A 17,135-nucleotide genomic window follows, 5' to 3' on the forward strand; every position below is an offset into this window, starting at 1 on the left:
TCAGAAGAGGGAGCGAAGAACCACTTTGCTGCGGTTATGGTTTAATTGGGGTAGAAGTACCGTCTTTGTGCCACTCGAAAATACCGAACTCGAAGCCTTTCAGGTCGCCCTTCTCATCCCAGCTCAGTGGGCCCATCACGGTGTCCACGGATTGAGACTTCAGGTTTTTGGCGATGTCAGCCGGTTCCATACTTCCGCTGCGTTCCATACCGGTCGTCAAAGCTTGCAGCGCGGCGTAGGTGGTCCAGACGAATGGGCCAGTTGGGTCCAGTTTCTTGGCTTTCAGCGCATCAACGATTGGCTGGTTAGCAGGAACCTGATCATAACGTTTTGGCAGAGTCACCAGCATGCCTTCGGAAGCATCACCGGCGATGTTGGACAGGGAAGAGTTACCCACGCCTTCCGGACCCATGAATTTCGCATTCAGACCGGCTTGTTTTGACTGACGCAGGATCTGGCCCATTTCCGGGTAGTAACCGCCGAAGTAAACGAAATCGACGTTCTCTTTCTTCAGACGCGCCACCAGCGTGGAGAAGTCTTTGTCGCCTGCGGTGATACCTTCGAACAGCACCACGTTACCGCCGTTTTTCTTCAGGCTATCCTGCACGGAGCGCGCCAGACCTTCGCCGTACTGCTGCTTATCATGAACCACGGCAATGCGCTGTGGCTTGATAGTATTGAGGATGTATTTCGCCGCCGTTGGGCCCTGATCGGAGTCCAAACCGGTAGTGCGCATAATCAGCTTGTAGCCACGGGTGGTCAGGTCAGCGTTGGTCGCGGCAGGGGTGATCATCAGCACGCCCTCATCTTCATAAATGTCAGAAGCGGGCTGAGTAGAAGAAGAGCACAGGTGGCCGATAACATAACGGATACCGTCGTTAATCACTTTGTTGGCCACCGCCACGGCTTGTTTCGGGTCACAGGCATCGTCGTATTCCACGCCAACCAGTTTGTCACCCTTGATGCCACCTTTAGCATTGATATCAGCGATAGCTTGTTTTGCGCCGGTGAACTCCATGTCGCCGTATTGCGCTACCGGGCCTGACATGGCGCCGACGATGGCGACTTTGATGTCTTTCGCCACGGCGGCTTGGCTCATTGCCAATGCGATACAGCCGGCCAGCAATACTTTTCCTGATTTCATATTCATCCTGATACCCCATCTAATGATTTGTGATGTGTGTTTGTTGTGTTGTTTTGGCATTTCTCGCCTGCTTAAAATATCGTCACTTAAGAAATTTGTTATAAGTTATAATACGTTAGCGGCTTATCGGGTCTTATTTTCAAATAAGACTTTATTTTTCATGCCATTAAACAGGAATATTCTGCTGCAAATCAAATGTCACAATCAGAAACAAGAGGTGTAAACAGAATTTTATTTGGGTATAAATGCGGCTATGGGCAACGACTACAGCGGTTAACGCTGCCTTTACTGATTAAAGCCAACATTTATCGCTTATAGTTGGATCGCCGAAAAAGTTTTTGCTCTGTTACTGTACAAAAAAAGTTACGCGCCCCGCTGGCGGTCAATCCGCTATAATGTGCGCCTGTTTATCTGCCTGTTCGCCTCATGAAATTAACCATTCAAAAACTCGATTCGCTTAGTGCGCAAGACTTGATAGATCTGGCAAAAATCTGGCCGGAGCATTCTCCTGCCGAGTGGCAAAGCTGGCTCAGTGGGAACCGCGCCCTGTTCGCTGCAAAATTTAACGAGCGTCTGTTGGCGGCGGTTAAAGTCAGCCTGACAGGCGAAAGTGCTGAACTGCAGGATTTGCTGGTGCGCGAAGTGACCCGTCGCCGCGGCGTGGGTTTATATCTGGTAGAGGATACGCTGGCGCAGATGCCGGAAATCACCCACTGGACGATGAAAGCCGAAGCTGACCCAGTCCTCGATGCCTTTATGCTGGCCTGTAAATTCCATAAAACCGCCGATGGCTGGGAATGGAATCGCTAAACGGCTTGAACGCTGAAATTTAGGCATAAAAAAAGCGACCCGCAGGTCGCTTTTTCTTTATTTGCTGAAGTACAGCGGCTGAAGAGCTGCTTAGGCTTCAATCGCCAAACGCAGTTTCTTCATCGCGTTCTTCTCAAGCTGACGAACACGCTCTGCGGAAACGCCGTACTTGTCGGCCAGCTCCTGCAAAGTGGTTTTGTTGTCGTCATCTAACCAGCGGGCGCGGATGATGTCCTGGCTACGCTCGTCCAAACCTTCCATTGCATAGGTCAGTTTGTCGGTCGCGTCGCGATCCCAGTTATCTTCCTCGATACTTTCTGCAAAGTCTGAACTCTTATCTTGCAGATAAAGCATCGGCGCCATCGCGGCACCGTCGCGTGGTTCATCGTCCGGAGTCGGGTCAAACGTCATGTCCTGTGCGGCCATGCGAGATTCCATTTCCAGAACGTCTTTGCTGGTGACACCCAGCTCGCGAGCAACGTGCTCCACTTCGTCATGGCTGAACCAGCCCAGACGCTGTTTGTTTTTACGCAGGTTGAAGAACAACTTGCGCTGCGCCTTAGTGGTAGCGACTTTCACGATACGCCAGTTACGCAGCACGTATTCGTGAATCTCTGCTTTGATCCAGTGCACCGCGAAGGAGACCAGACGCACGCCCACTTCTGGGTTAAAGCGGCGAACCGCTTTCATCAGGCCGATATTACCTTCTTGGATAAGGTCAGCCTGTGGCAGACCGTAGCCTGAATAGTTGCGGGCGATGTGAGCAACAAAGCGCAGGTGAGACAGGATCAGATGTTTCGCTGCTTCCAGATCACCATCGTAATGCAGCCGTTCAGCCAGCGCCCGTTCTTCCTCTGCGGTGAGCATAGGATAAGTATTGGCGGCCCGAATATAGGCTTCCAGACTACCTTGGGGAACTAATGCTAAAGTTTGCATTTCTTTTGTCATTCAAAGCCTCTCATGTATGACGTTATGCAGGTTTTATACTGCGTTGCTGCGGAGTGAATACCGCATTGCCCTAACGGCGTACTAACAAAAACAACGCAGAGCCCTTCATATTTACTGCTTTTCTGAATACTGCTTTTCTCACTCATCTTTGCTGCATGTCTGGCGAGAGTCAGTGCGCTCATTCACCGCCAGCGGGTAAATTTTTACCACACTATAAGACCGCGAATTGCACGTAAAGTTCCTAATCTGCGCAATTGCAGCTTAGCGACTTTATGTGACGAACTGGCTACCGGATAGGGAATTCGTGCTTTCAGGGAGGAAGAGATGTAAGACAAGATGTTGGAACGCTAAATCAGCTCTTCCCCTGCACAGGATCCTTTGCAGCAGGAGAAGAGTATACCAAAAAATCGCTATTGTGGTGTAAATCGCCGTAAATGTTGTACGGTCGCCAGCCAGGCTGCGATCCAGCCAATCATCGCGGAAATCAGCAGTAACAGCAGGCTTTCATCCCACGCGAGGCCGTGCAGGTCAAAGGTGGTGCCGAACACTTTCGCCACCTGCGTCACCACGCTTTCTAAGCGCAAGACTAAGGCTTCGGAAAGGATCAGTGACAGCAAGGCACCACAGAAACCGAGCATCGCGCCGCCGTTAAGGAAGGGCCGCAGGATAAAGCCGTCGGTCGCGCCGATGAGCTTCATCACGTTAATGGTGTCGCGGCGGCTGAAGATGCTTAACCGCACGCTGTTACCGATAACCAAGAACACCGCGACAATCATCAGCACGCCAATCATCGCCGCCACCTGCCCGACGAGGCCAGTGAGCGCCGCCAGCCTTGCGAACCAACTGTCATCCATTCGCACTTCATCGACCCCCTGCACGGCCGCCACGCGGTCGCGTAAGGTGTTGAGCGTGTTGGAGTCCTGGAAATTCATCTTCGGCGTAATGATAGCCACGGCGGGCAGTGGATTCTGCTCCAGCATGTCCATCGCGCCGCCAAAGCCAGACCAGTTGCGGAACTCGCCCATGGCTTCGTCGCGTGACAAGTAGTTGACCTTGTCGACACCCGCCTCGGCTTTCAATGCCTTAATGACATTTTCGGCCGCGTTGTCATCCAGCGCTTTGTCGAGGTAAACCGTCAACTGTGGCGTCGGATACCACTGCTCGGCGGCGGTACTGACGTTTTTCCACACCAAATAACAGACGCTCGGCAGAGTCAGGGAAATTGCGATAACCATGATAGTCAGCAAGGTCGCCAGAGGCTGACGCATCATGTCGGCCAAGGCGTTCATCCACGCGTAGCGCCACTGCTCACGCCAGCCGCCCTGTAGGGCTTTGCTTTTCGCGACGCGCGCGCTTTTGGCTGTTTTGGTCGGCTTAGGGCTATTGGCCATAATGCGAGCCTCCCGCCATACGCCCCTGACTCAGGGTCAGTGTACGGTAGTTACGACGGGCAATCAGTGCCATATCATGAGTTGCCATTAAAACGGTCACGCCTACACGGTTGAATTCTTCAAACAAACGCAAAATGCCTTCCGAAAGCGCATCATCAAGGTTACCGGTCGGTTCATCCGCCAGTAATACCGCAGGTTTATTCACCACGGCGCGGGCGATGCCGACACGCTGCTGTTCACCACCGGAGAGTTGAATCGGGAAGTTCTTCGCTTTGTCGAGCAGCCCCACTTTGTCCAGAGCGGCGGAGACGCGGCGGCGAATATCTTCACTGCTGGCCCCGGCGATGATCAGCGGCATCGCCACGTTGTCATACACCGTGCGGTCCATCAGCAGGTGGTGGTCCTGGAAAATCATGCCAATCTGGCGGCGCAAAAACGGCACTTCGCTGGCTTTCAGGCGGCTGATGTCGTGACCGCCAAACAAAATGTGTCCGGTACTTGGGCGTTCAATCCCACATATCAATTTCAGCAGGGTACTTTTACCCGCGCCGGAATGACCTGTCAGGAAAGCCATCTCAGCTTGCTGGATGTGAAAATCGACACCTTGCAGCGCCTGTCGCCCGCCTAGATAAGCTTTACTGACCTGTTCAAAGCGAATCATCCGTATTAATCCTCTCGGGCAAAAAGTGCCTCAATAAAATCGTCAGCCTTAAATGGCCGTAAATCTTCGATGCCTTCACCTACCCCAATGTAACGGATAGGAATTTCAAACTGGTCGGCGATGGCGAAGATAACCCCACCTTTGGCGGTACCGTCCAGTTTAGTCAAAGTAATACCGGTCAGACCCACGGCTTCATTGAATAATTTTGCCTGACTCACCGCATTCTGGCCGGTGCTGGCATCGAGCGTCAGCATAACCTCATGAGGGGCGTCTTCGTCCAGTTTTTTCATGACGCGGACAATCTTCTTCAGCTCTTCCATCAGGTGCGATTTATTCTGCAAACGCCCGGCGGTGTCGGCGATCAACACGTCGATGCCACGGGCCTTGGCGGCCTGAATGGCGTCGAAAATTACCGAGGCGGAATCTGCACCAGTATGCTGGGCAATCACCGGGATCTTGTTGCGCTGTCCCCACACTTGCAGCTGTTCTACTGCCGCCGCGCGGAAGGTATCGCCCGCCGCAAGCATCACGGATTTGCCCTCGGCTTCAAACTGGCGCGCCAATTTACCGATAGTGGTCGTCTTACCCACACCATTTACGCCAACCATCAGAATGACATACGGGCTTTTGCCACTGACATCCAGCGGTTGATCGACTTTGGCCAGAATTTCGGACATTTCTTCCTTCAGCTTGCCGTACAGCGCGTCCGCGTCTTTCAACTGCTTGCGGCTGGCGTGTTCGGTCAGCGAAGTGATGATTTTACGGGTGGTTTCGACGCCCACGTCGGCAACGATCAGCTGCTCTTCCAGCTCCTCGAACAGATCGTCATCGATCTTCTTGCCGCGGAACAGGCTGATAAAGCCTGAGCCAAGATTTTGCTTAGTTTTAACCAGACTGCGCTTAAGGCGGGCGAAGAAGCCCTCTTTGGTCGGGCGATCTTGCTCAGTTTCGCTGGCTGGCAGGGTGATGATAGGTTCCAGCGCGACAGGCAGCGGCTCTTCTTCCGCCAGCTCTTTGGCTACGACGGCATCGTCGATGGTGTCGATATCGTCTTGATGCTGGTCAGCGGCGATTTCTTCAGCAGATTCAATGAATTCGTCTTCCACCAGCTCTGCATGCTGCTCGACGGCAACCTGCTCGGTGACGGCAACAATCTCTTCTGCCAACTCTTCTGCGGCTAAATCTTTGGCAACGGCCTCTTCTGCGGACACTTCATCAAGAACCGGCTCGGCAGGAAGTTCATGCACGGGCTCATAGATAGGTTCGATTTCCACCGCCGCTTCGGCGCTGGTGGTGGTGTCCCACTCGCCGGGGCGATCCTCGACCGGAACCCCGGGAGCTTCGACTTGTTGAGTCTCTTGCGGATGGGCTTCTACAGAGTGAGCGTCATCTTGCAGAAGTTCTTCTTGCGGCAAGCTGTCTGACGAAGGGGATTCAACAACCGGCTCTGGCTGTTCAATGTGAGCTTCTTGTTCCTGCGCTTCGGTTTTTTGCTGCTCTTCTTCCTGACGGCCACGCCCAAACCAGGAGAAAAAACCGCGTTTTTTATCTTTTGCCATTTTACAACTTCACTCCTCGCCGTTAATTCAGGGCGAACGGATTGTTAATAGGATAATGCCTTGCAGTCTATCACTTTCCACCCGCCCCCTACACACCCGCGTATTGATTTACGGAGAGTATTCAATCAGGAATGTTAAATGTTTCCCCAACGGCGGCACACCAGTAGAATAGCGGCAACTGATTTACCAGCGCGCTGCACAGGCGGCGTAATATTGAAGTGAAATATGGCGAAAAAACCTAATACCGCCGCCGCAGGTCAAATTCGACTGATTGGCGGCCAGTGGCGCGGACGAAAATTGCCGGTGCCGAACAGCCCCGGCCTGCGTCCGACCACCGATCGCGTGCGCGAAACCTTATTTAACTGGCTGGCGCCGATGATTCAGGGAGCACGCTGCCTGGACTGCTTCGCGGGCAGCGGCGCGCTGGGTATCGAAGCGCTCTCCCGCTATGCCGGCAGCGCCACCCTGCTGGAGTTCGAACGCCCGGTTGCTCAGCAATTGGAGAAGAACCTCGCGGTGCTCAATGCCAAAAACGCCACGGTGGTGAACACCAACGCGTTAAATTGGCTGGCCAAGAACGGCACGCCCTTTGATATCGTGTTTATCGACCCGCCTTTTCGCAAAGGCATTTTGCTAGAAACGCTGACCTTGCTGGAACAGCAGGGCTGGCTGGCTGACGAAGCCTGGATTTATGTCGAAGCGGAAGTCGAACACGGCGCAATCCCCGTGCCCGCAGGCTGGCGTCTGCATCGCGAAAAGGTCGCCGGACAAGTGGCTTACCGTTTGTACCATCGAGATATTGCGCCAAACGCTGGCGAAGAAGATTCTGAACAGGAGCAGTAATATGTTAATTAACGTGGGTCGCTTGTTGATGCTGTGCATCTGGGCATTTTTGCTGATGAATATCATTCATCCGTTTCCAAAACCGATGAAGTATTTCCTCGACGTCGCCATGGTGTTCATGTTCTTCATGCACGGCCTGCAAATCATGCTGCTCAAAGCCACTCAGGGTAAAGAGCAGACCAAGATTGGAGGCTGGCTCCAGCTGCGCATCTTCCTGTTTGGCGTGTTCGAATTGCTGGCGTGGCAGAAAAAGCAGCCACCACTGCCGCCGAAGAAGTAATTATTTCAACAGGTTATCGCTTTGCGTGTCGTCATCTGCCGCGAAAGCGATAAACCTTGTCCCTTTCACCTGCAAGACTCCCTTCTGGCCCTTCGCCAAGCCGTCGTAATCTTTCATTTCGATTTTTAACTTTATCTCACTGCCGCCGGTCAGGGGCTTAAAGTAAGCTTCATAGTTGCGGTCTTCCACTGGAATCTCCTCCCGCTGGCGCGAGCGTCGATTGGGGGAGAGATAGTCCCGTTTGGCCGACACTTCCACGGCAATCTCTTTGAGCGGAGCCGCGTCGTTATCGGCATTTTCGCGGCGCTGGTGCAGGTATTGGCGGGTGGCAAAAAAGGCAATCACCACCAAAACCAGCAGGAAAATCATCGGCGGTTTGCTCATGGTTCAGGTTTCTTCTCTGATGATGGGAACAGTTATGTTGCGTCACTTTAGCGGCAAATGCAGGGCAATTGCACTAATGCAGGGTGGATTCTGATTGTCGGCGAGGCGCGCAGTCTCCTACACTGAAATCAACACAGGACGGTTTCCTGACAGGCAGCTGTTTGCCTAGGTTTTATTTTAAATAAGGATAAACAATGAGTTGGCCATTTCTTGCCGTATTTTTCTCTGGCTGGTTATACGTGGATGCCAGCTACCGTGGGCCGCGCTGGCAGCGCTGGCTGTTCAAACCCGTCACCTTATTACTGCTGCTGCTTTTAGCCTGGCAAGCGCCGGAGCTGAATGTTTACGGCTATCTGATTTTACTGGGTCTGGCGGCGACGCTGGTGGCAGACGGCCTGTTGCTGCTGCCGGAGGAGCGATTCCTCTACGCCATCGGCGCCTTCTTCCTGTCGCATCTGCTCTATACCCTGAGCTTTGCCAGCCAGATGACGCTGACCTTTTTCTGGCCGCTGCCGCTGGCGCTGATTGTGATTGGCGCGGTACTGCTGGCGGTGATCTGGTCGCGGCTGGCGGAACTGCGCTGGGCGGTGTCCACTTACATCGGCATGACGCTTCTGATGGTGTGGCTGGCGGGTGAGCAGTATTTCGCGCGCAGTACCGATCTGGCTTTCTCCCTGCTGTGCGGCACCCTGCTGCTGTTACTTGGCAACGTGTTCTGGCTGGTGAGCCGCTATCGCTTCAAGTTTAAAGCGGCAGACGCGCTGGTGGCAGCCTGCTATTTCGGCGGCCACTTCCTGATTGTTCGCTCGCTCTACCTCTAATCTTCTGCGCGGAGCCGCCCGGCTCCGCCATTTCACGTATCCCATAACGTCCTGTGCTATTTTTCCTTGACCTTGGAGTTGACTCCAAGGATTAGACTGTCGGCAATCCCACTCTGTTTCGACAGGAGGCAGTATGTTACAGCCACAAAAACACGCCACCAGCCGCTGCGGCTGCGCGTCAGACAAATGCGCTAAGCCAACCATGCTGCGCATTAATAAAATCAGTGAAAAGACCCACAGTGAGCCGCATCCGGCTACCTGTTGCAGTGATAAAGCGCCGCTCGCGACGTCAGCTTGCTGCGCATCCGACAGCTGTGCGACACAACCTAGTGAGCACTCACCAACTTCTACAGAAGACGACGGCGGTGGCTCGGCCGACGAAGAGAGCGATCCCAGCGAGCTTGGCCAGCAATTAAGCTGGAAAGTGTTCGGCATGGACTGCCCCGCCTGCGCCCGCACCATTGAAACCGCGGTGGGTAAAATCACCGGCGTGAATAGCGTTAAGGTGCAGTTCTCCACCGAGAAACTGCTGGTGAACGCCGCCACAGACATCTCCCCGCAGGTCCAACAAGCCGTGACGGGTGCCGGTTTCACCCTGCAATCCCTGAATTCGCAGTCTGCGTCGGCACAGGCCGCGCCAGAGAAAACCCCTTCTTTCCTGCAAGAGTATGCACCGCTGCTGGCGTTAATCGCCCTGATGGCGGTGAGCTGGGTGCTGAGCAAAGTCAGCCCGCGCCTGGGAGAAATTGCCTTTATCGCTACCACGCTGGTCGGCCTGTGGCCGGTGCTGCGTCAGGCGATTCGCTCTACCCGCTCCGGTTCGCCATTTACCATTGAAACCCTGATGAGCGTCGCCGCGCTCGGCGCACTGTTTATCGGCGCGACGGCGGAAGCCGCGATGGTCCTGCTGCTGTTTATGATTGGCGAGCGGCTGGAAGGGTTCGCCGCAAATCGCGCGCGCAGCGGCGTGAAGTCGCTGATGGCGCTGATCCCCGATAGCGCGGTGAAAGTGGTCGCAGGCAAACCTGTCAGCGTGGCGGTGAGCGACCTGCGCCCCGGCGATGTGATTGAAGTCGCCGCCGGCGGGCGTTTGCCAACCGACGCCCTGCTGCTCGACAGCGCGGCCAGCTTTGATGAAAGCGCCCTGACCGGTGAGTCCGTCCCGGTCGAACGCCAGCCCGGCGAGAAGATCCCCGCCGGTAGCCTGTGCGTGGACCGCGTTGCAAGGCTGAGCGTGGCGTCAGCGCCGGGAGCCAGCGCCATTGACCGGATTCTGCAATTGATTGAAGAAGCCGACGAGCGCCGCGCGCCCATCGAACGCTTCCTCGACACCTTCAGCCGTTACTACACGCCAGCGATCATGCTGATGTCGCTGCTGGTGATTTTGATCCCGCCGCTGGCGATGGGCCTGCCTTGGGAAACCTGGATTTATCGCGGCCTGACGCTGCTATTGATTGGTTGCCCGTGCGCGCTGGTGATCTCCACTCCCGCGGCCATTACCTCCGGGCTGGCGGCGGCCACCCGACAGGGTGCGCTGATTAAAGGCGGCGCGGCGCTGGAGCAGTTAGCCGTAATTCAAACCGTGGCGCTGGATAAAACCGGCACCCTGACCGAAGGCAAGCCAGAAGTCACCGACGTTCAGACGTTCGATGGTGCGAGCGATAACGAGATGCTGAGCCTGGCGGCGGCGGTGGAAGCGGGTTCGCATCACCCTCTGGCGCTGGCCATCATCAACCGCGCGGCTCGGGAAAACCCTCTGCCACTCAATGCGCAAGATCGCCGCGCCTTAGCGGGTTCTGGCGTCGAAGGGGTGGTGTCCGGCAAGAAGATTCAGGTATTAGCGCCGAAGCATCTGGCGAGTGAAAACGTCACTGAGGAGCGCCTGAGCCAAATCGCCGAATGGGAATCTGCCGGTAAAACCGTGGTTGCTGTGCTGCAAGATGGCAAGGCCATCGGCCTGATCGCCATGCAGGACAAGCTGCGCGACGACGCCGTGAGCGCGCTGGCCGAGCTGAAAGCGCTGGGGGTTTCTGCCGTCATGCTGACCGGCGATAACCCGCGCGCCGCCAAAACAATTGCTGACCGACTGGGCATTGATTACCGCGCCGGGCTGCTGCCGGCGGATAAAGTCGAGGCCGTGACCGCGCTGAACGCTAAACATCCAACGGCGATGGTCGGTGACGGTATCAATGACGCGCCGGCCATGAAGGCGGCGCGGATTGGGATTGCCATGGGCAGTGGGACGGACGTAGCGCTGGAAACGGCAGATGCCGCACTGACCCACAATCGCCTGAACGGTCTAGCGGAGATGATTAAGCTGTCGCGCGCCACCCGCGCCAATATCCGCCAGAACATCACTATTGCTCTGGGCCTGAAGGCGATTTTCCTGGTGACGACGCTGATGGGGCTAACCGGGCTGTGGCTGGCGGTGCTGGCTGACTCAGGGGCAACCGCGCTGGTCACCGCCAACGCGTTGCGCCTGCTGCGCAAGAAGAAACAGTAAGCAGTTACTCCGGCTGGAGAAGCCCTTTCGCCAGCAAATAGCGGTACGGCAGCTGTTCAGTGTCGGCCGCTAGCAACGTATGTTCCATAAAACGGCAGAAACCCGGAATGTCGCGGGTGGTGGCGGGGTCATCCGCAATCACCAGCAGGGTTTCGCCATCTTTCATGCCACGCACCGTTTTACGCACCATCATCACGGGCTCGGGGCAGCGCAAACCTAAGGCATCTAACTGGTGGTCAGGGTTCAAAAAGGGATCATTCATGGTCTGTCTCACGTCGTGGGCCCGGCTAACATCGCCGCGCTTTGAAGGATGACGAGTATACGCCGCAGATTTTCAGGAGCAACCTGCGCCAACGATTGCGCTAAAATTAACCATTGCATTACCCGTCTAAACAGTTAACATGCGCGCCGCGCGCTTGATTGTTAGTTCACCCTAAGAGTGAATTCACAGAAAGAGTCGCGCACTTAAATCGATAAACATTGGGTTCCCTCACCCCAATCAACCACACTCGACATCATGCGTTGTCGCCCAAAGGCGTCAGCGAGCAGGTGAAGGGTATAAAAAGGCCACAATCTATGTATTCGTTCACTGAGCAACAGCGCTTTAATGCGTTGATATGGCTATCTTTATTCCATATCGCCATCATCACTTCCAGTAACTATCTGGTACAGCTGCCGGTTTCTGCTTTCGGCCTGCACACCACCTGGGGTGCTTTCACTTTTCCGTTCATCTTTCTGGCAACCGACCTGACCGTGCGTATTTTTGGCGCGCCGCTGGCTCGTCGCATTATTTTGTCGGTCATGATGCCCGCGCTGGTGATCTCCTATGTGATTTCCGCCCTGTTCTTTGAAGCACAGTGGCAAGGGTTTGAAGCCCTGAGCAGCGTCAATATCATGGTTGCCCGTATCGCCACCGCCAGCTTTATGGCCTACGTGCTGGGGCAGATCCTCGACGTGCACGTCTTCAACCGCCTGCGCCAAATGCGCCGCTGGTGGATTGCGCCCGCCGCCGCCATGTTCTTGGGCAACATCAGCGACACCCTGTCGTTCTTCTTCATCGCCTTCTACAAGAGCAGCAATGCTTTTATGGCCGATCACTGGGTGGAGATCGCCATGGTGGATTACGCCTTCAAAGTGCTGATCTGTCTGGTGTTCTTCTTGCCGATGTACGGCGTGCTGCTCAATATGCTGCTCAAACGCCTGTCGCAGAGCGGCCATGACACGCGATTTCCACTGAGTTCACACTAATCGCAGGCGACTCAAGGTTTTTAGCTAAAGTCATTGACGTTGTAGCAAGGCAGCAAACGAGAGAATTCCGATGAGCTGACTTAAGTCAGTGATTCGGATGAAAGAGTGCAGCTAACGCGGCTACAACTTCAAGGACGAAAGATAAATCTGACTTGCATTTGTTTACTGGATGAGTTGCCATAGATGCAGTTAAATCAAGAATCTATGGCGCGTTAAAATCAAAGGATGCCTTATGCGTAACTTAGTGAAATTTGCAGGAATGGCGGTGCTGATTGCCGGCCTGGCGGCATGTGATGGAAATACCAGTGACAAAGCGGCGGCCGATAAAGGCGCACCTGCGGCGGCGGCCAGCACCACGGTGCCAGTAAGCCTGCTCGACGGCAAAGTGACTTTCGCCTTGCCACAGGGAATGAGTGATCAGAGCGGCAAGCTCGGCAGTCAGGCCAACAATATGCACGTTTACGCTGACAAAACTGGCCAGAAAGCGGTGATTGTTATCCTTGGCGACAACACCACTGAGTCGCTGGAAGTGCTGGCAACTCGCCTGCAAGACCAGCAGCGCGCGCGTGATACCAACCTGCAAGTGGTGACCAATAAGTCGATTCAGATCAACGGGCAGACGTTGCAGCAGTACGACAGCATCATCTCTTCAGCAGGTCAGCAAGCCTACTCTTCCATCATTTTGGGCAAAGTAGACGACCATCTGCTGACCATTCAAATCTCTCTGCCAGCCGATAACCAGCAGCAGGCGCAAACCGACGCTGAAGCTATTATCAATACGCTGAAAGTGCAGTAAGTCAGATTGCGAATTGCCAGAGCGGGGCTTATTGCCCCGCTTTTTACTTTCCAGCTCCCGAGTTCCTGTCACCCCTCCTCACACTAAAACATTACCCTCTTTATGGACTTATTCGCGCAAAAACGAATAAAACCGCGCCACGGTGATTTTCTGCGCAACATAAAAACCAAAAATGTGATCTCTGTCCGGTAAAATGGGCTATTACGTATTTCCAATTGTTAATCAATGCCGCAAAATCCGCCTCCTGTTTCATAAAACTGTAACAATTCTGTCATCTATCACAGTTCGCATACGCTCATGTCGCTAGCATGGCGTTCGTTATAGAACATGAAAGGTTCAGTTTTATCGCCAGTCGCTCACGAGAGTGGCTCTGATCTATGCCATTGGAGGCGTTTATGCTCAGTATCTTTAAGCCCGCAGCCCATAAGGCTCCCGTGGCAGACGACCATGTTGATCCCCTGTACCGCCGCCTGCGTTGGCAGATCTTCATGGGGATTTTCTTCGGCTACGCCGCCTACTATCTGGTGCGCAAAAACTTTGCGCTGGCGATGCCTTACCTGATCGATCAAGGTTTCAGCCGTGGCGACCTCGGCTTTGCCCTGTCCGGCATCTCCATCGCCTACGGTATTTCGAAATTCCTCATGGGTTCGGTTTCTGACCGTTCCAACCCGCGCGTTTTCCTGCCAGCGGGCCTGATACTGGCGGCGGCGGTGATGCTGTTCATGGGCTTCGTGCCGTGGGCGACCTCCAGCATCGCCATTATGTTTGTCCTGCTGTTCCTTTGCGGATGGTTCCAGGGCATGGGCTGGCCGCCGTGCGGGCGCACCATGGTTCACTGGTGGTCGCAGAAAGAGCGCGGGCAGATTGTGTCGGTGTGGAACTGCGCGCATAACGTCGGTGGCGGTATCCCTCCGCTGCTGTTCCTGCTGGGTATGGCGTGGTTTAACGACTGGAAAGCCGCGCTGTATATGCCAGCTTTCGCGGCTATCGCGCTGGCGGTGTTCGCCTTCATCACCATGCGAGACACCCCGCAATCCTGCGGCCTGCCGCCAATTGAAGAGTACAAAAACGACTACCCGCCGGACTACGACAAAGAGAAGTCCGAGGAGGAGCTGACCACCAAGCAGATCTTCATGCAGTACATTTTGCCGAACAAGCTGCTGTGGTATATCGCCCTCGCCAACGTGTTCGTTTACCTGCTGCGCTACGGCATCCTCGACTGGTCACCAACCTATCTGAAGGAAGTGAAGCACTTCGCGCTGGATAAGTCCTCCTGGGCTTACTTCCTCTACGAATATGCTGGGATTCCGGGCACCCTACTGTGCGGCTGGATGTCGGACAAAGTGTTTAAAGGCAACCGTGGCGCGACCGGCGTGTTCTTCATGGTGCTGGTGACGATCGCCACCGTGGTGTACTGGCTGAACCCGGTGGGCAATCCGGGCATCGACATGGTCTGTATGATCACCATCGGCTTCCTGATTTACGGCCCGGTAATGCTGATTGGCCTGCACGCGCTGGAACTGGCACCGAAGAAAGCAGCGGGTACCGCGGCGGGCTTCACCGGCCTGTTTGGTTATCTGGGGGGTTCGGTGGCGGCGAGTGCCATCGTTGGCTATACCGTTGACTACTTCGGCTGGGATGGCGGCTTTATCGTGATGATTGGCGGCTGCGTGCTGGCGGTTATCCTGTTGATTATGACTATGTTGAGCGAGAACAAACACAAAGCAAACCTAGCAAAAGGAGCATAACGGATGAACCGTTTAAGTAAGATAGTAAAAGGCACCCTGTTGGCGAGTTTGATTGCCACGTCTTGTTACGCCAGCGCAGCCGAGCCGATTGTTATCGCGCATCGCGGTGCCAGCGGCTATCTGCCGGAACATACCCTGCCAGCGAAAGCCATGGCTTACGCACAGGGCGCTAACTTCCTTGAGCAGGATTTGGTGATGACCAAAGACGACCAGCTGGTCGTCTTACATGACCACTATTTGGATCGCGTCACTGATGTCGCCCAGCGCTTCCCGAACCGGGCGCGTAAAGATGGCCGCTACTACGCCATCGACTTCACGCTGGCGGAAATCAAATCGCTGAAATTCACCGAAGGCTTTGATATTAAAGACGGTAAGCAGGTGCAAACCTATCCGGGGCGTTTCCCGATGGGCAAGTCTGATTTCCGCGTCCACACCTTCCAGGAAGAGATTGAATTCGTTCAGGGTCTGAACCATTCAACCGGCAAAAACGTCGGGATTTACACCGAGATCAAAGCGCCGTGGTTCCACCGTCAGGAAGGCAAGGACATCTCCGCCAAGGTGCTGGAAGTGCTCAAACAGTACGGCTACACCAGCAAAAGCAGCAATGTCTATCTGCAATGCTTCGACCCGAACGAGCTGAAACGCATTAAAAATGAGCTTGAGCCGAAAATGGGGATGGACCTGAAGCTGGTTCAGCTGATCGCCTACACCAAGTGGGATGAGACGCAGGAGCAGAAAGACGGCAAGTGGGTGAACTACAACTACGATTGGATGTTCAAGCCGGGCGCCATGAAGAAGATTGCCGAGTACGCCGACGGTATCGGGCCTGACTACCACATGCTGGTGGAAACCGACTCCACGCCGGACAACGTGAAGCTGACGCCAATGACGGCGGAAGCGCACGCCAGCAACATGGTGGTGCATCCGTTTACCGTTCGCGCCGACGACCTGCCGAAGTACGCCAAAAACGTCGACTCGCTGTATAAGATCCTTTATCAGCAAGCCCATGTAGACGGCCTGTTCACTGACTTCCCGGACAAAGCGGTGAGTTATTTAGAACACCAGCAGACTCAGCCACAGCAGTAAAACGCCATTAAAAAGCTGGCAAGGTTTTCACCTTGCCCGCTTTTTTTTTTGCTTTCGTAGAGCCGAATTTACGCTGGTTCGGACAGATACATTTTGCGCAGATAGTGCGGCACGGCGTCATCGGCGTTGGAGCCAATGATTTCAGCATCCGGCATTGCGGCTTTCAGGCGCGGCAGTGAACCACTCATCAGGCAGCCTTTGCCGGACATGGTCAGCATTTCCAAGTCATTCAAGCCATCGCCAAAGGCGATACAGTCTTGCAGCGAATACCCCATCAGCTTAGAAACCTGCTCCAGCGCGTGGCCCTTAGAGACGCCTCCCGCCATCACTTCCAGACAGGTCGGCAGCGAGAAGCTGACGTTCACGCGGTCGCCCCAGCGAGCATTGATCGCCTCTTCCAACGGCAGCAACTCTTCGTGACTGTCGCAGGTGAAATAGACTTTGCAGATGCCGTCAGTTTCCAGCAGGCCAGGCTGATAGAGCTTGTATTTGAAGACCGACTCGCGGAAGAACTGGTCCTGATCGTCGCGATCGTGGTTCATAAACCACTCGTCGTTGCGATACACGTTAGTCAGGATATTTGGATTGTCATGAACGATGCCGAACAGGTCCCCGGCGATGTCTTCGTCCAGATTGTGCGAGAAGATCAGCTCGCCCTCGGTATTGTGCACCCGCGCGCCGTTGGAGGTGATCATGTAGGCGCTGATCTCAAGGTTGTCGCGAATTTGCGCCACGTCGATATGGTGACGGCCAGTGGCAAAAACGAAGTGCACGCCGCGCTGGGTCAACATCTTCAGCGTCTCTTTGGCATACGGGCTTAGAGTGTGGTCGGGTGACAGCAGTGTGCCATCTAAATCGGAAGCAACAACATGATACATAACGGTAAATTCTAACCTCAGATGGAGTTGTGCGC

Annotated in this window: 17 protein-coding genes; 9 read left to right on the plus strand and 8 right to left on the minus strand. The window is 54.7% G+C overall.

Annotated features, from left to right (window positions below; genetic code table 11):
* Nucleotides 1-34 precede the first annotated feature (34 nt).
* Nucleotides 35-1,150, minus strand: coding sequence for a branched-chain amino acid ABC transporter substrate-binding protein (locus ACT3RR_RS19340; protein ID WP_100935237.1), 1,116 nt, complete (start codon nucleotides 1,148-1,150; stop codon nucleotides 35-37).
* Nucleotides 1,151-1,570: 420 nt separating this feature from the next.
* Here ACT3RR_RS19340 and panM point away from each other — a divergent pair, with 420 nt between their 5' ends.
* A complete protein-coding gene (panM, locus tag ACT3RR_RS19345) occupies nucleotides 1,571-1,954 on the plus strand; it encodes an aspartate 1-decarboxylase autocleavage activator PanM (RefSeq protein ID WP_353504399.1) in 384 nt (127 codons plus the stop codon).
* 90 nt (nucleotides 1,955-2,044) lie between these two features.
* On the opposite strand, the gene rpoH is transcribed toward panM, so the two are convergent.
* The 4 genes from rpoH to ftsY all read right to left on the minus strand — a co-directional run bounded on the left by rpoH (nucleotide 2,045) and on the right by ftsY (nucleotide 6,513).
* Nucleotides 2,045-2,902 (minus strand): RNA polymerase sigma factor RpoH, encoded by an 858-nt coding sequence (rpoH, locus tag ACT3RR_RS19350; protein WP_034794850.1) that lies wholly within the window; start codon nucleotides 2,900-2,902, stop codon nucleotides 2,045-2,047.
* A gap of 410 nt (nucleotides 2,903-3,312) precedes the next feature.
* Complete coding sequence (gene ftsX, locus ACT3RR_RS19355; protein ID WP_353504397.1) at nucleotides 3,313-4,293, minus strand: permease-like cell division protein FtsX; 981 nt, start codon at nucleotides 4,291-4,293, stop codon at nucleotides 3,313-3,315.
* Nucleotides 4,283-4,954, minus strand: a complete 672-nt coding sequence (gene ftsE, locus ACT3RR_RS19360) for a cell division ATP-binding protein FtsE (protein ID WP_496200937.1) — start codon at nucleotides 4,952-4,954, stop codon at nucleotides 4,283-4,285. The genes ftsX and ftsE overlap by 11 nt, the downstream gene beginning before the upstream one ends.
* A gap of 5 nt (nucleotides 4,955-4,959) precedes the next feature.
* Entirely contained in the window at nucleotides 4,960-6,513 is a 1,554-nt protein-coding gene (ftsY, locus tag ACT3RR_RS19365; RefSeq protein WP_496200938.1) for a signal recognition particle-docking protein FtsY, read from the minus strand.
* Between the two features lie 225 nt (nucleotides 6,514-6,738).
* Between ftsY and rsmD the strand changes: the two genes are divergently transcribed.
* On the plus strand, nucleotides 6,739-7,356 hold the full coding sequence (rsmD, locus tag ACT3RR_RS19370; RefSeq protein WP_496200939.1) for a 16S rRNA (guanine(966)-N(2))-methyltransferase: 618 nt from the start codon (nucleotides 6,739-6,741) through the stop codon (nucleotides 7,354-7,356).
* 1 nt (nucleotide 7,357) lies between these two features.
* Nucleotides 7,358-7,636, plus strand: coding sequence for a DUF1145 family protein (locus tag ACT3RR_RS19375; RefSeq protein WP_486033858.1), 279 nt, complete (start codon nucleotides 7,358-7,360; stop codon nucleotides 7,634-7,636).
* On the opposite strand, the gene ACT3RR_RS19380 is transcribed toward ACT3RR_RS19375, so the two are convergent.
* Nucleotides 7,637-8,020 (minus strand): DUF2500 domain-containing protein, encoded by a 384-nt coding sequence (locus ACT3RR_RS19380; protein ID WP_496200940.1) that lies wholly within the window; start codon nucleotides 8,018-8,020, stop codon nucleotides 7,637-7,639.
* A gap of 194 nt (nucleotides 8,021-8,214) precedes the next feature.
* Here ACT3RR_RS19380 and ACT3RR_RS19385 point away from each other — a divergent pair, with 194 nt between their 5' ends.
* Nucleotides 8,215-8,841, plus strand: a complete 627-nt coding sequence (locus ACT3RR_RS19385; RefSeq protein WP_496200941.1) for a lysoplasmalogenase — start codon at nucleotides 8,215-8,217, stop codon at nucleotides 8,839-8,841.
* Nucleotides 8,842-8,974: 133 nt separating this feature from the next.
* Nucleotides 8,975-11,344, plus strand: coding sequence for a zinc/cadmium/mercury/lead-transporting ATPase (locus tag ACT3RR_RS19390; protein ID WP_496200942.1), 2,370 nt, complete (start codon nucleotides 8,975-8,977; stop codon nucleotides 11,342-11,344).
* Nucleotides 11,345-11,348: 4 nt separating this feature from the next.
* Here the strand turns inward: ACT3RR_RS19390 and tusA are convergent, their stop codons facing one another.
* Entirely contained in the window at nucleotides 11,349-11,606 is a 258-nt protein-coding gene (tusA, locus tag ACT3RR_RS19395; protein WP_100935231.1) for a sulfurtransferase TusA, read from the minus strand.
* Between the two features lie 314 nt (nucleotides 11,607-11,920).
* Between tusA and ACT3RR_RS19400 the strand changes: the two genes are divergently transcribed.
* The 4 genes from ACT3RR_RS19400 (at nucleotide 11,921) to glpQ (ending at nucleotide 16,222) form a co-directional block, all read left to right on the plus strand.
* Nucleotides 11,921-12,592, plus strand: coding sequence for a 7-cyano-7-deazaguanine/7-aminomethyl-7-deazaguanine transporter (locus ACT3RR_RS19400; protein WP_485903903.1), 672 nt, complete (start codon nucleotides 11,921-11,923; stop codon nucleotides 12,590-12,592).
* A gap of 232 nt (nucleotides 12,593-12,824) precedes the next feature.
* Nucleotides 12,825-13,388: a DcrB family lipoprotein gene (locus ACT3RR_RS19405; protein WP_496200943.1), complete on the plus strand. Its 564-nt coding sequence runs from the start codon at nucleotides 12,825-12,827 to the stop codon at nucleotides 13,386-13,388.
* 395 nt (nucleotides 13,389-13,783) lie between these two features.
* The gene (glpT, locus tag ACT3RR_RS19410; RefSeq protein WP_353504389.1) at nucleotides 13,784-15,136 is read left to right on the plus strand and encodes a glycerol-3-phosphate transporter; all 1,353 of its coding nucleotides are present in this window, start codon (nucleotides 13,784-13,786) and stop codon (nucleotides 15,134-15,136) included.
* Nucleotides 15,137-15,139: 3 nt separating this feature from the next.
* A complete protein-coding gene (gene glpQ, locus ACT3RR_RS19415; protein ID WP_496200944.1) occupies nucleotides 15,140-16,222 on the plus strand; it encodes a glycerophosphodiester phosphodiesterase in 1,083 nt (360 codons plus the stop codon).
* Nucleotides 16,223-16,290: 68 nt separating this feature from the next.
* Here glpQ and yigL read toward each other — a convergent pair whose 3' ends face one another.
* A complete protein-coding gene (gene yigL, locus ACT3RR_RS19420; RefSeq protein WP_034794824.1) occupies nucleotides 16,291-17,100 on the minus strand; it encodes a sugar/pyridoxal phosphate phosphatase YigL in 810 nt (269 codons plus the stop codon).
* Between the last annotated feature and the right edge of the window lie 35 nt (nucleotides 17,101-17,135).

It is taken from the genome of Ewingella sp. AOP8-B2-18 (assembly GCF_052376015.1).
Lineage (GTDB): Bacteria > Pseudomonadota > Gammaproteobacteria > Enterobacterales > Enterobacteriaceae > Ewingella > Ewingella allii.